At 60.6% G+C, this 13,958-nt stretch carries 9 protein-coding genes; 6 read left to right on the top strand and 3 right to left on the bottom strand.

Annotation, left to right across the window (positions count from 1 at the left end; all coding sequences use genetic code 11):
• Nucleotides 1-18 precede the first annotated feature (18 nt).
• Together CFE47_RS13820 and CFE47_RS13815 are read right to left on the bottom strand one after the other, a co-directional pair.
• Complete coding sequence (locus CFE47_RS13820; RefSeq protein ID WP_286837774.1) at nt 19-918, bottom strand: DMT family transporter; 900 nt, start codon at nt 916-918, stop codon at nt 19-21.
• A gap of 52 nt (nt 919-970) precedes the next feature.
• Nucleotides 971-2,533, bottom strand: a complete 1,563-nt coding sequence (locus CFE47_RS13815) for a methyl-accepting chemotaxis protein (RefSeq protein WP_502695491.1) — start codon at nt 2,531-2,533, stop codon at nt 971-973.
• A 452-nt stretch (nt 2,534-2,985) separates the two neighbouring features.
• Here CFE47_RS13815 and aceK point away from each other — a divergent pair, with 452 nt between their 5' ends.
• The 5 genes from aceK to CFE47_RS13790 all read left to right on the top strand — a co-directional run bounded on the left by aceK (nt 2,986) and on the right by CFE47_RS13790 (nt 11,094).
• On the top strand, nt 2,986-4,701 hold the full coding sequence (gene aceK / locus CFE47_RS13810; protein ID WP_286837770.1) for a bifunctional isocitrate dehydrogenase kinase/phosphatase: 1,716 nt from the start codon (nt 2,986-2,988) through the stop codon (nt 4,699-4,701).
• 68 nt (nt 4,702-4,769) lie between these two features.
• Nucleotides 4,770-8,681, top strand: coding sequence for an ATP-dependent RNA helicase HrpA (gene hrpA, locus CFE47_RS13805; protein ID WP_286837768.1), 3,912 nt, complete (start codon nt 4,770-4,772; stop codon nt 8,679-8,681).
• A 296-nt stretch (nt 8,682-8,977) separates the two neighbouring features.
• Nucleotides 8,978-10,099: a beta-ketoacyl-ACP synthase III gene (locus CFE47_RS13800; RefSeq protein WP_286837766.1), complete on the top strand. Its 1,122-nt coding sequence runs from the start codon at nt 8,978-8,980 to the stop codon at nt 10,097-10,099.
• Nucleotides 10,100-10,240: 141 nt separating this feature from the next.
• Entirely contained in the window at nt 10,241-10,855 is a 615-nt protein-coding gene (locus CFE47_RS13795) for an RNA polymerase sigma factor (RefSeq protein WP_185703510.1), read from the top strand.
• Nucleotides 10,849-11,094 (top strand): anti-sigma factor family protein, encoded by a 246-nt coding sequence (locus CFE47_RS13790; protein WP_185703512.1) that lies wholly within the window; start codon nt 10,849-10,851, stop codon nt 11,092-11,094. Before CFE47_RS13795 ends, CFE47_RS13790 begins: the two co-directional genes overlap by 7 nt.
• Before the next feature lie 107 nt (nt 11,095-11,201).
• On the opposite strand, the gene CFE47_RS13785 is transcribed toward CFE47_RS13790, so the two are convergent.
• Nucleotides 11,202-12,548, bottom strand: coding sequence for a putative porin (locus CFE47_RS13785; RefSeq protein ID WP_185703514.1), 1,347 nt, complete (start codon nt 12,546-12,548; stop codon nt 11,202-11,204).
• Nucleotides 12,549-12,829: 281 nt separating this feature from the next.
• Between CFE47_RS13785 and CFE47_RS13780 the strand changes: the two genes are divergently transcribed.
• Complete coding sequence (locus CFE47_RS13780; protein ID WP_286837762.1) at nt 12,830-13,954, top strand: GNAT family N-acetyltransferase; 1,125 nt, start codon at nt 12,830-12,832, stop codon at nt 13,952-13,954.
• Nucleotides 13,955-13,958: the final 4 nt, after the last annotated feature.

Here is a 13,958-nt window from a genome sequence, read left to right as displayed (position 1 = left end):
GCGGGACAAGCCCGCTCACTACACAACTGCGCGCGCCGGTTTTTTTGGGCGCAACACCAGCCACAACGCGCCCGCAATCAACACCCCGCCATACAGATGCGCCATCGACAGTGGTTCATCCAGCAGCAACGCGCCCCACAGCACGCCGAACGGCGGGATCATGAAGGTCACGGTCATCGACTTCACCGGTCCGATGGACGACAGCAGGCGGAAGTACAGGATGTAGGCAAACGCCGTACACACCAGCCCCAACCCCAATAACGACAACCACACCTGCCACCCACCCCAACTCGCGGGCGGTTGGCTGATGGCGCTGTAGGCAAAGAACGGCAACAGAAACAGGGTAGCGCCGAGCATGCTGCCCAGGGCCGCGAGGCGGCTGTCCAGCCCGCCACGTTGGTCCAGCCACCGGCGTGCGAGGAAACCGGCGAAGCCATAACAGGTGGTGGCCAGCAGGCAGGCCAACGCGCCCATCAACAACTGTGCGTCAAACGCCACCGGCCCGGCGCGGGTCAGTACGCCTACGCCCAGCAGGCCCAGGCACACCCCAGCGACTTTCGACGGTGTGAGACGTTCGCTGAAGAACAGCCCGCCAATCAACACGCCCATCAACGGCGTGGTGGCATTGAAGATCGCCGAGTAGCCCGCCGGCAGCACTTGGGCTGCCACTGAATACATGGTCGCCGGGATTCCGGAGTTGATCACCCCCAGCAGCAATACCGTCTTGAACTTACCCTGGAAGTCCCAGCTCACCCGCATGATTGCGAGGATCACCAGCAGCCCGGCAGCGGCAATCGACACGCGGAAAAACGCAGTCGGCACTGTGCCGATCTCTGGCGCGATAATTCGCATGAACAGGAAGCTGGCGCCCCAGATGGCGGCTAATCCCAGCAAGTAAAGGGTGTCGACAGGTCTCACGGAATACTCCTACATCAATCAGGCGGCGAGTGTTGCATGCCGCCTTCACTGATTACAGGACAAACCGCGTCACCAGCCCATTCAAACCCACCGCCAAACGCGACAGCTCATGGCTGGCGGCCGAGGTCTGGGTGGCACCGGCGGCCGTTTGCGTGGACAGGTCACGGATATTCACCAGGCTGCGGTCCACCTCCCGCGCCACCAGGGCCTGCTGCTCGGCGGCGCTGGCGATCACCAGGTTGCGCTGGCTGATCTGCGAGATCGCCGCGGTGATTTTTTCCAGCGCGCTGCCGGCGCTGTTGGCCCGTTGCAAGGTCTGGCCGGCGTGCTCGGCGCTGCTGTTCAGCGCGTCGACGGTGCCTTGGGTGCCCTGCTGGATAGCGGTGATCATTTGCTCGATTTCTTCGGTGGAGTCCTGGGTGCGTTGCGCCAGGGAGCGCACCTCATCGGCCACCACGGCAAACCCGCGCCCGGCTTCGCCCGCACGCGCAGCCTCAATGGCTGCGTTGAGCGCCAGCAGGTTGGTCTGCCCGGCGATACCTCGGATCACTTCGAGCACCTTGCTGATGTCCTGGGCCTGCACGGCCAGGCCTTCGGCTTTGTTCGAGGCGCCGAGCACTTCGTCCACCAGGTTCTGGATCGAACTGATGGTCCCGCTGATCTGATAATGGCCGTGTTTGCTGTCTTCGTCGGAAGCCTTTGACGCTTCGGCGCTGGACACCGCATTGCCAGCCACTTCATCCACCGCTGCGCTCATCTGGTTCACGGCCGTAGCGGCCTGCTCGATTTCATCGTTCTGCGCCTGCAGGCCACGGGTGCTTTGCTCCATCACCGAACTCATTTCTTCGGCGGCTGACGCCAACTGTTGCGCCGATTCGCTGATGCCACGGATGGTGCCTTGCAAGCGGTCTTGCATGGTGGCGAGGGCACTGAGCAACTGACCAGGTTCGTCGTTGCCCTGCACCACAATCGGCTGGCTCAAGTCGCCGCTGGCGATGGTGCGCGCTACGGTCAATGCCTGGTTGATAGGGGCGGTGATACTGCGGGTCAACAGCCAGGCCAGCAGCAAGGTGGCGATCAGGGCAATGGCGATGATCAGGCCCACGATCCATTGGGCGCTGGAGTACATCTGCGCGGCCAAATGTACGGCGGCTTCGACCCCGCTCTGGTTGAAGGTGATCAGGCTTTCCAGGCTCTTGCCCAGGATTACGCCTTGCGGTGCCAGGCGCGTATTAAGCAGGTCGATGGCGTCCTGTTGCTGGTCCTTGTCGACCAGCGCAACGATCTGCTCGACGAGCGTTAGGTAGCCGTCTACGTCAACCTTGAGTTGCTTGAGCAATTGGCCCTCTGCGTCGTCGCTCAGCAGGGTTTCGTGGTGCTCCAGCAACGCTTTCAGCTCGCTGAGGTGGCGGGTCAGCAGGTTTTTACTGTTATCGCGAATCCGCGATTCATCGGTGGTCGCCAGGCGCAGGGTTTCCAGGCGAATGCTGGCGACGTAGGCGGCGCTGTCGTGGATATTCTCGATGCTCGGCATCCACGATTGTTCGATAACCAACGCGCTTTCACGCAGCTTGGCCATTTGCCCCAGGCCAAACATTCCCACAATCACCAGCATGCTGGCCAAAACCCCAAAACTCAGACCGGCACGCAAACCGATCCTCATATTCCTCAATGACATCTCGATGCTCCTTGGGCGAATAGAACCTGTTCCCGGATCGGTCTTCTGACCTTGTTAGGGTGGGAAAGGGCGCGCTATATATCAAAGTGCCACTAAGGTGGTAATCAGGGTTTCCCTTAGGTGTATCAAAACGCTTACACAAACCGGGTGAACAGTTAGCGGCACATTATTTACCCGCCATCGCCCCAGGCCACGGCCTTGCAGGCGGGCGGCACATGCGTGCGCCACTTTTTGGTGCGTTACCTGACCGGCCGGTCGAATTATTAAAATTTGAAAGTAAATGTACGAAGTGCCAAAAGTTGTACAACCCGGCACCGAAAGTCGGCCTTCTCCTACCTTCCTACACTGGCTAAGCTCAGGTCTTCCAGATGCCCGTAGAGGTTTCCCGCATGCCGCAGTCCTCCCTCGCCATTGCCCAGATGATCCTCGATGGCTTCGATGATTACCGCGAACACTTTCGTCAGATCACCGATGGCGCCCGCGAGCGCTTTGAAAAAGCCCAGTGGCAGTTGGGGCAGGCGGCGTCTGCGGCGCGCATCAACCTGTATGAAGAGAAGGTCGGTGAAGTCACCGCACGCTTGCATGCCGGCTTCAATGAAGCGACGTTGTTGGACATCGACATCTGGCCCCTGGTGAAAAACGCCTACATCGGCCTGATCGACTTGCGCTTCGACGATGAGCTGTCCGAGACCTGGTACAACTCGATTTTTTGCGGCCTGTTCAGCCATGACCTGATCAGCGACGGCTGCATGTTTATCCATACCACCCGGCCCAGCCTGCGCCGGGCACGCGCGGCGCAGACGCGCATCTATACGCCGGGGGGCAAAATCCCGGAAATGCTCGCGCAGATTTTCGCCGACTACCGCTTCAGCGAACCCTATGCGGACCTTGTCGCCGACCTGCGCCGCCTCGAAACCCAGCTGCGCGAAAACCTGCCGGATTGGGTCTGCAAGGACCCGGACCTCAAGGTCGAGCTATTTTCCTCGGTGCTCTACCGCAATAAAGGCGCCTACCTGGTAGGGCGGATCTACACCCGCGACGAGCAGTGGCCGCTGGTCATTCCGCTGCTGCACCGTGAAGGCCAGGGCATCCAGATCGATGCGCTGATTACCGATGAAGCTGACGTGTCGATCATCTTCTCGTTCACCCGTTCCTACTTCATGGTCGATGTCCCCGTACCGGCGGAGTTCATCGGTTTTCTCAAGCGCATCCTGCCGGGCAAGCACATCGCCGAGCTGTACACCTCCATCGGTTTCTATAAGCACGGCAAGTCGGAGTTCTACCGTGCACTGATCAACCACCTGGCGACCACCGATGACCAGTTCATCATGGCCCCCGGCGTGCGGGGCATGGTCATGAGCGTGTTTACCCTGCCGGGCTTCAACACCGTGTTCAAGATCATCAAGGACCGCTTTTCGCCGTCGAAAAACGTCAACCGCGCCACGGTGATCGAAAAGTACCGCTTGGTGAAAAGCGTCGACCGGGTAGGGCGCATGGCCGATACCCAGGAGTTCGCCGACTTCCGTTTTCCCTTGAGCAAGTTCGAGCCCGACTGCTTGGCCGAGTTGCTGGAAGTGGCGGCGGGTACTGTCGAAGTGGAAGGCGATACCGTGCTGATCCGCCACTGTTGGACAGAGCGGCGCATGACCCCGCTCAACCTCTACCTGGACAACGCCAACGACGCCCAGGTACGCGAAGCGCTGGAAGACTACGGCCTGGCCATCAAGCAACTGGCGGCGGCGAATATCTTCCCGGGTGACATGCTGCTGAAAAACTTCGGCGTCACCCGCCACGGTCGCGTGGTGTTCTACGACTACGACGAAATCTGCTTTCTTACCGAGGCCAACTTCCGGCACATCCCCGCGCCACGTACCCCAGAGGACGAAATGGCCTCCGAGCCCTGGTACTCCATCGGCCCGCTGGATGTGTTCCCGGAAGAATTCCCGCCGTTCCTGTTTGCCGATGCCGGCCAGCGCAAGTTGTTCGACCAACTGCACGGCGAGTTGTACAACGCCGACTACTGGAAGGGCCTGCAGGAGGCGATTCGCGCCGGCAAGGTCATTGATGTATTCCCTTACCGGCGCAAAGAGCGCGATAACGAATGAGGGGCGCGGGTGGGCGGTTTTCTGCCACAATCCGCCCCCTGCCTACATAGACGACCCTTGCGTACCCGATGACCGACCAAGCGCCCACGATCGACCAACTGCTCAAAACCCTCGACCACGCCATGCTCGCCGACCGCCACCGGTTGCGCCGGCAGTTGCTTGAGTTGCGTAAAAAGCCCGACGAGGACAAGTTGGCGCAGTGGGTTGCGCGCATGCAGGCATCCTGCGCCCAGGTCACGGCACGCCGTGCCAGCCTGCCGGTGATCCGCTACGACGACAGCCTGCCGATTGCCGCCAAGCGCGATGAAATCAAAGCGGCGTTGAACAAGCACCAGGTGCTGATCATTGCCGGCGAGACCGGTTCGGGCAAGACCACCCAGCTGCCGAAAATCTGCCTGGAGATCGGTCGCGGCCAGTTCGGCCTGATCGGCCACACGCAACCGCGTCGGATCGCCGCACGCAGTGTGGCCAGCCGGGTCGCCGAAGAATTGGCTACGCCGCTGGGTGCGCTGGTCGGCTACCAGGTGCGTTTCGAAGACCAGAGCGATTCCAATACGCTGATCAAGCTGATGACCGACGGCATCCTGTTGGCGGAAACCCAGAACGACCGTTACCTGGAACGCTACGACACGATCATCGTCGACGAAGCCCACGAGCGCAGCCTGAACATCGACTTCCTGCTGGGCTACCTGAAAACCCTGTTGCCCCGTCGCCCGGACCTGAAAGTCATCATCACCTCGGCAACCATCGACCTGGAGCGTTTCTCCAAGCACTTTGACGATGCGCCGATTGTCGAAGTGTCGGGCCGCACCTTCCCGGTAGACACGTGGTACCGCCCGCTGACCCTGGAGCAGGACGAGGAGGGCAACCGTGTCGAGGATGACCTCACCGTCGACCAGGCGATCCTTGCCACCCTCGATGAAATCGCCGCCTATGAGCGCAGCGAACGTCGCAGCCCTGGCGATGTGCTGGTGTTCTTGCCCGGCGAGCGCGAGATTCGCGACGCTGCCGACATGCTGCGCAAGGCCCAGCTCAAACACACCGAGATTCTGCCGCTGTACGCACGCCTGTCACCGGCCGAGCAGCAGCGGATTTTCCAGTCCCACCCAGGCCGCCGCGTAGTGCTGGCGACCAACGTCGCGGAAACTTCGCTGACGGTACCGGGCATTCGTTATGTGATCGACAGCGGCACCGCACGCATCAGCCGCTACAGCTACCGCGCCAAGGTGCAGCGCCTGCCTATCGAGGCGATTTCCCAGGCCAGCGCCAACCAGCGTAAAGGCCGCTGCGGCCGTGTGGAGCCGGGCATTTGCGTGCGCTTGTACAGCGAAGAAGATTTTATCGGCCGCCCGGAATTTACCGACCCGGAGATTCTGCGTACCAACCTCGCCGCTGTGATTTTGCAGATGCTGCACCTGCGCCTCGGCGAGATCACCGACTTCCCGTTTATCGAACCGCCGGATGGCAAGGCCATCAGCGACGGTTTCAACCTGCTGCAAGAGCTCTCGGCGGTGGACCGCAACAGCCAGCTCACGCCACTCGGCCGCCAATTGGCGCGCCTGCCGGTGGACCCGCGCATGGGCCGCATGTTGCTGGAAGCGGCCAAGCTCGGCAGTTTGCAGGAAGTGCTGATCGTGGCCAGCGCCATGTCGATCCAGGACCCGCGCGAGCGTCCGCCGGAGCGCCAGCAGGCTGCTGACCAGGCCCACGCTCAGTGGAAGGATCCGGATTCGGACTTCGCCGGCTTGGTCAATCTGTGGCGCGGCTTTGAAGAGCAGCGCCAGGAGTTGACCGCCAGCCCCTTGCGCAACTGGTGCCGCAAGAATTTCCTCAACTACCTGCGTCTGCGTGAGTGGCGTGATTCCCATCGCCAACTCAGCCTGATCTGTCGCGACATGCAGCTGACAGTCAACAAAGAGCCAGCGGACTTCCCGAAACTGCACAAGGCAGTGCTGTCCGGCTTGCTCAGCCAGATTGGCCAGAAAACCGAAGACGGCGATTACCTCGGTGCGCGCCAGCGGCGGTTCTGGATTCACCCCTCGTCGGGCATCGGCAAGAAGCGCCCGCAATGGCTGATGACCGCCGAACTGGTGGAAACCACCAAGCTGTATGCGCGCATGGTGGCCAAGATCGACGCTGACTGGATCGAGCCGCTGGCCGGGCACTTGATCAAGAAAAACCACTTCGAACCGCATTGGGAGAAGAAGCGCGGCCAGGTGGTGGCGTTTGAGCAAATCACTCTGTTCGGGTTGATTGTGGTCGGGCGTCGGCCGGTGCATTACGGGCCGGTTGATCCGGTGGTGTCCCGCGAGCTGTTTATCCGCGAAGGCCTGGTGCGTGGCGAAATTCAGTCGCGCGCCAAATGCCTCACGGCCAACCAGCAATTGCTGGAGCAGCTCGACGAACTGGAGGCCAAGGCCCGTCGTCGCGACATCCTGGCCGATGAAGAAACCCTTTACGCCTTCTACGACGCGCGGCTGCCAGCGGAGATTCACCAGACCGCCACCTTCGACAGCTGGTACAAGATCAACAGCCAGAAAGACCCACAGCTGCTGATCATGCGCGAAGAAGACGTGCTGGCCCGCGAGGCCAGTGAAGTCACCGCCACGCATTATCCGGACACCCTGCACTTGGGCGATCTGGAGCTGGCGCTGAGTTACCACTTCGAACCCAATCACCCGCGCGACGGCGTGACCCTGCGCGTGCCGGCGCCGCTGTTGCCGGCCTTGCCGCCGGAACGCCTGGAGTGGCTGGTGCCGGGGGTGATCGAAGCCAAGTGCATTGCATTGGTACGCAACCTGCCCAAGGCGCTGCGCAAGAACTTTGTGCCGGTGCCGGACTTCGTCAAGGCTGCCTTGCAGCGTATTGAATTTGGCCAAGGCTCGCTGCCCCAGGCGTTGGGTCGCGAACTGCTGCGCATGACCGGTGCGCGGGTCAGCGATGAGGCTTGGGCCGAAGCGGCGCAACAGGTGGAAAACCACTTGAAGATGAACCTGGAAGTGGTCGACGGGCAGGGCAAGTTCCTCGGCGAAGGCCGCGACCTGGCCGAACTGACTGCGCGTTTTGCCGAGGCCAGCCAGGCAGCATTGGCCGTGCCGCAAACCGCGAAAAGCCAGCAGCCGGTGGAAGCCAAGGTGTTCGCGGCGGTGGCCGAGAAGACTCAGCAAAAGATTGCCGGCCTGTCGATGACGGTGTACCCGGCGCTGGTGGAAGACAACGGCACCGTCAAGGAAGGGCGTTTCTCCACGGCTGCCGAAGCCGAATTCCAGCATCGCCGCGCGTTACAGCGCCTGCTGATGCAGCAACTGGCGGAACCGGCGAAATTCCTGCGCGGTAAATTGCCGGGGCTGACCGAGTTGGGGCTGATGTACCGCGAGTTGGGGCGCATCGACGCGCTGGTGGAAGACATTCTGCTGGCCAGCCTCGACACCTGCGTACTTGAAGGCGAAGCCAACCTGCCGCGTGATGGCGCAGGTTTGGCAGCCCTGGCCGAGCGCAAACGCGGCAGTTGGACTGAACATGCCGAACGCTTGGCGAGGCTGACGCTGGAAGTATTGAAGCTTTGGCACGGCTTGCAAAAGCGCTTCAAGGGCAAGATTGACCTGGCTCAGGCCGTGGCGTTGAACGATATCAAGCAACAACTGAGCAACCTGGTGTATCCCGGTTTTGTACGGGAAACCCCGGCGCAGTGGTTCAAGGAGCTGCCGCGTTACCTCAAGGCCATTGAGCTGCGCCTGGAAAAACTGCCAGGCCAGGTGCAAAAGGACCGAGTGTGGAGCGGCGAGCTCGCCGGCCTGTGGACGCAGTACGAAAACCGCCTGAAGAAACACGCCCAGGAAGGCAAGCGCGATCCTCAGTTGGAGCTTTACCGCTGGTGGTTGGAGGAATATCGGGTGTCGTTGTTTGCCCAGCAGTTGGGTACCAAGGTGCCGATTTCCGATAAACGCCTGAGCAAGCAGTGGAGCCAGGTGGAGCCCTGAAACCCAACACAAATCCCCTGTGGGAGATTCTATGTTGCAGTGCAAGCATGCCCGCTCCCACATTTGAATGCATTCCAAGGGAAGGGTGTTTGTCCACAAATAGCGCCAAATTCCGAGGGTTGTGGCAAACTTCGCGCCTATAAATGCCGGGATCGTCGGGAAGGGCTGGCTGCTACAGCCACGGCGCGATGGAATAAAGCGATGCCAGTTTGATGTCCGCCGGGCGGAATCGAACTACTTAGAGTTTGGTACGACGGTACCAATATCCCCTGCCTGACAGATTTAGAGGAACGACCGTGCATAACGTCGTCATCAGCGGCACCGGCCTGTACACCCCGGCCAACAGCATCTCCAACGAAGAGCTGGTGCAGTCTTTCAATACCTACGTTCAACAGTTCAATACTGACAATGCCGCCGCCATCGAGAGCGGTGAAGTGCAGGCGTTGACTGAATCCAGTGCAGCCTTCATCGAAAAAGCCTCGGGCATCAAGAGCCGTTTCGTGATGGACAAGGACGGCATCCTCGACCCACAACGCATGGCCCCACGCCTGCCAGAGCGCAGTAACGACGAATGGTCGGTGCTCTGCCAGATGGCTATCGGCGCTGCCGAACAAGCCCTGCAGCGCGCCGGCAAGACCGCCGCCGATATCGACGGCGTGATCGTCGCCTGTTCCAACCTGCAACGCGCCTACCCGGCCATCGCCATCGAAGTCCAGGAAGCCCTGGGCATCGAGGGGTTCGGTTTTGACATGAACGTAGCGTGTTCCTCGGCGACCTTCGGCATCCAGAACGCCGCCAACAGCATTGCGCTGGGCCAGGCCCGAGCGATCCTGATGGTCAACCCGGAAGTCTGCACCGGCCACCTGAACTTCCGCGACCGCGACAGTCACTTCATCTTCGGTGATGCGGCCACTGCGGTGATCCTGGAACGCGCAGACCTGGCGACCTCCGAGCATCAGTTCGACGTGGTGAGCACCAAGCTGCTGACCAAGTTCTCCAATAACATTCGCAACAACTTCGGCTTCCTCAACCGCGCTGCGGAAGAGGGCATCGGCGCGCCGGACAAGCTGTTCGTGCAGGAAGGCCGCAAAGTGTTCCGCGACGTGTGCCCGATGGTGGCCGAGTTGATCGGTGTACACCTGGCGGAAAACCAGTTGAACGTGGCCGACGTGAAGCGCTTCTGGCTGCACCAGGCCAACCTGAGCATGAACCACCTGATCGTGAAGAAACTGCTGGGCCGCGAAGCCACGGTGGAAGAAGCTCCGGTGATCCTCGATACCTACGCCAACACCAGCTCGGCGGGTTCGGTGATTGCCTTTCATAAATACCAGGACGATCTGCCTAAGGGCACCGTTGCGGTACTCAGTTCGTTCGGTGCAGGTTATTCGATCGGCAGCGTGATCCTGCGTAAACGCTGATACCGCGACGGGCTGTAGTGAGCGGGCTTGCCCCGCGCTGGAGTGCGTAGCGCTCCCGTTTTGTGGGGCCGCTGCGCAGCCCGGCGCGGGGCAAGCCCGCTCACTACAGGGGCCGCGTCCAACGTGAAATCGAGGTAGACAATGGCAGCAGCGGACGACGCGCACCTGCTTGAACGGCTGCTCAAGGGTGAGCAACGCGCCTATAAAGAGTTGGTCACCACCTACCAGAGCGCCATGCGCGCGGTGGCCTATGCCATCGTCGGTCAGCGCCACGCCGATGAAATCGTCCAGGACGCCTGGCTGTCGGTGGTGCGCAACCTTTCCAAGTTTGAAGGGCGTTCCAGCCTCAAGACGTGGCTGCTGACCATCACCGCCAATGCTGCCAAGGGTCGCTACAAACAAAACCGCCGCGAAGTGCTGCTCGATGATCTGCCTTCACCCCACGGCACCATTGGTGATGATCGCTTCGTCCCTGACGATGGGCATTGGGCAGTAGCGCCGTACGCATGGCATCAGGACACCCCAGAAGCCCTGCTGACCGAAGATGAGCTGCGTGATTGCCTGGAGCATACGTTGCTGAGCCTGTCGGATTTGCAAAGCAGTGTGCTGGTGCTGCGTGAACGCCAGGGCCTGGAGTTGGAGGAGATCTGTAATCTTCTGACGCTCTCGCTCTCCAATGTCCGTGTGCTGTTGCATAGAGCACGGCTTAAAGTCTTCGCCACGGTGGAGCATTTTGAGGAAACGGGCGAATGTTGACCTGTAAAGAACAAGTGGCACGTTCCAGTGACTATCTCGATGGGCAACTGACCTTTCGCGAGCGCTTGCTGGTGCGTCATCACTTGATGTTTTGCCCTAACTGCCGACGTTTTATCCGCCAGATGCGCCTGATGCAGGCCACGCTGAAGCTAATGCCGGAACAGCCGGTAGAGGGGGTGGATGCCTTGGCGCAGCGTCTGGCCGACGAGCGACTCAAGGATCAGAAAGGCTTGGAATAAGCAGGCTCGCGTGGCGGAGTCGAACGGATGATGGGGATCGATCCAACCACGCAAGACTGTTGCAGCGACCTCGGGCCGTCCTGGCCCAAGGCTTTTAACACTCACATTTAGAACTTGGCTTCTGCGTCCAGTTGCAGGGTGTTGACCTTCGCATCCCGGTAGTTAGGCGCGCTGGAGTAATCGGCCTTGGTCAGGAAGTAAGTGGCGCCGATGGCGAAGTTTTTGTCGATGTCGTAACCGACCTTGAACTTGTGACCACGCGAACCGGTGACACCGCCGGCGAAGTCCGAGTCGGTGAAACCACCCACCACGGCATAACGCTGAATGTCGCGATAGTTGTAGTCCAGGTTCAAGCCAAACACTTTGGACTTGGCGCCCACCAGCCAGGCAGTGTCCTTGTCGCTGTCAGTGGCTTTGGTGTTTTGCACATATTGACCGTAGAACGACAACGGTACGGCCAGGCCGCCAACATCCACTTGGCTGAAGCCTTCGTACAAGCGGTACTCGCTGGCATTGCCGGCGACGGTGTTGAGGATGGTTTCCTGTGGCGTCAGGCAAGCCACGGAGCCCGCGGTCGGGCAACGGCTGTCTTCGTCATTCTGGAAGGCGTACATGCTGCCGCCCACGGTGACTTTGAGGTTATCGGTCACGGAGAAACGAGCGCCCAACTGGCCGGCGTTCATGCGCAGGTCGTTGCGAAATTGCACGCCTTCGCCGTTGACGTTGTCCTTGAGGCTGTAGGTACCGGCGCTGCCGAACAGCTCGGCGCTGCTACCCAGTGGGTACTTGTAGGTCAGGGCCAGACCTTCCGGGTTCACGTCGGTGTCCCAGATCACGTCTCCCATGCTGACCCACGGTTGCAGCATCTTGCCGCCGATTACGTGCAGGTTCTTGATCTGGTCCGGGTGGTAGTCGATGTAGCCCAGGTCCAGCCACAGTGCTTTCTTGACGAAGTAGCCGTCCAGATCCACGTTGGTGGAGCGCGGGTCTTCGCTGCTGCCAGTGGCGATGCGGATGCCGCTGTCCACTTGCGAGTTGATTTCGGTGAAGGCACCCAGGCGGGCACGCAAGCGCTGACGATCCTTGTCCTTGCCGCCGTTGTTTGGCGAGCCTTCGACCTTGACGGTTTCCTGGCGAACACGCACGTCGCCTTTGAACTGAGTCTTGGCCGCCCAGGCCAGCTTCTGGTCAAACGTGCTCAGCTCGTTGGTTTTTTTCGCGGTGGCCGCGATCTGTTCGTTGGTCTCTTGTTGAGCTTGCCGTGCGATCTGCTTTTCTTTCTGATCGTTGGCCAGTTCGGTTTGCAGTTCGGTGTACTGCGCGGCAGTGATCTGGCCGTTGGCCTTGAGCATGTCGAGCAATTTAGCGTCGACTGCAGCGCTGGCCGGAACGCTCACGGCCAATAGCAGGCCGCCGCACAGAATCGCCGCAGTTTTAGTGGAAGCAAGACGCATATCAATCTCCGAAGGTGAGGAGGGATGGCAAACCATCCAGGACACAACCGACCGATGACGGACGGAAAAATAACCACCTGCTAGAACCAGGCGCTCTAAAAACAGGCGTCAGTATCACGATCGTTTATGACGGCGCAGTGGCTAAGTGATGTCATGTAGATGACAAAAAATTTAAGTTGGAACTAATCGATTTGCGTCTTGTCGCTCGATTTCGAGGTGTGCGAAGCCAGCTGATCGGCGATACTCGCCAGGCTTTTACGTCCGAAACAGTGAGGATTGCGATGCCGCTGCAACGCCTGGACAGCCTGTCCGAAATCGCCCCGCAGGCCTGGGATTGCCTGGTGCCGCAGGCACAGCCGTTCGTGCGGCATGCGTTCCTCAGCGCGCTGGAAGACAGCACCAGCCTGGGCCCGCAATCGGGCTGGCAACCGGAGCATTTGCTGCATTGGGAAGGCGACAGGCTGGTGGCGGCCTTACCCAGTTATCGCAAGTGGCATTCCTACGGCGAGTACGTGTTCGATCATGGGTGGGCGGATGCCTGTGAGCGGGCGGGTATCGATTACTACCCCAAGCTGCTGACGGCGGTGCCGTTTAGTCCAGTGAGTGGCCCACGCCTATTGGCGGCCACTGCCGATGATGGTTTTGAGTTGCTGAAAAGCCTGCCGGGCTATCTGGAAATCGAAGGGCTCTCCAGTGCCCATATCAACTTCACCGACGAGTTGGCCGACACGGCGTTGGCCCAACAGCCGGGCTGGCTGCAGCGCCTGGGTTGCCAGTTTCACTGGCAGAACCGTGGCTACCGTGACTTCCAGGATTTCCTCGACGCCCTCAGCTCGCGCAAGCGCAAGCAAATGCGCAAGGAGCGCGAACAAGTGGCCGGGCAGGGCATCGACTTCGAGTGGCTGCAAGGCCATGAGCTGAGCGAGGCGCAGTGGGATTTTGTCTACGCCTGCTACGCCAACACCTACGCGGTCCGCCGCCAATCGCCCTATCTGACCCGCGCGTTTTTCAGCCTGTTGGCCGAGCGCATGCCCGAGGCCATTCGTGTGGTGCTGGCCAAGCAGGGCACCCGGCCGGTGGCCATGGCCTTCAGCCTGATCGGTGGCGACAGCTTCTACGGCCGCTACTGGGGTTGCTTGGCGGAGTTCGACCGCCTGCACTTCGAAACCTGTTTCTACCAGGGCATGGACTACGTCATCGCCCACGGCCTGCAACGTTTCGACGCGGGGGCACAGGGCGAGCACAAGTTGATTCGTGGGTTTGAGCCGGTGATCACACGGTCCTGGCACTACCTGCGCCATCCCGGATTGAAGAATGCCGTGGAGGATTTCCTGGAGCGTGAGCGCGTAGGCATTGTGGCGTATGCCGAGGAAGCGCGGGCAGCCCTGCCTTACCGGCAGGGCTGAACCC

This window comes from Pseudomonas sp. PGPPP1, from assembly GCF_002255865.1.
In the GTDB taxonomy this organism is placed as follows: Bacteria; Pseudomonadota; Gammaproteobacteria; order Pseudomonadales; family Pseudomonadaceae; genus Aquipseudomonas; species Aquipseudomonas cremoris.
This window is presented reverse-complemented; position numbering and strand designations above follow the sequence as displayed.

Excerpts from the sequence above, each read along its gene's own strand:
- CFE47_RS13815 (WP_502695491.1), bottom strand. The coding sequence starts at position 2,533 with ATGCTGGTGATTGTGGGAATGTTTGGCCTGGGGCAAATGGCCAAGCTG.
- CFE47_RS13790 (WP_185703512.1), top strand. The coding sequence starts at position 10,849 with ATGTTGACCTGTAAAGAACAAGTGGCACGTTCCAGTGACTATCTCGAT.
- CFE47_RS13795 (WP_185703510.1), top strand. The coding sequence starts at position 10,241 with ATGGCAGCAGCGGACGACGCGCACCTGCTTGAACGGCTGCTCAAGGGT.
- hrpA (WP_286837768.1), top strand. The coding sequence starts at position 4,770 with ATGACCGACCAAGCGCCCACGATCGACCAACTGCTCAAAACCCTCGAC.
- aceK (WP_286837770.1), top strand. The coding sequence starts at position 2,986 with ATGCCGCAGTCCTCCCTCGCCATTGCCCAGATGATCCTCGATGGCTTC.
- CFE47_RS13785 (WP_185703514.1), bottom strand. The coding sequence starts at position 12,548 with ATGCGTCTTGCTTCCACTAAAACTGCGGCGATTCTGTGCGGCGGCCTG.
- CFE47_RS13780 (WP_286837762.1), top strand. The coding sequence starts at position 12,830 with ATGCCGCTGCAACGCCTGGACAGCCTGTCCGAAATCGCCCCGCAGGCC.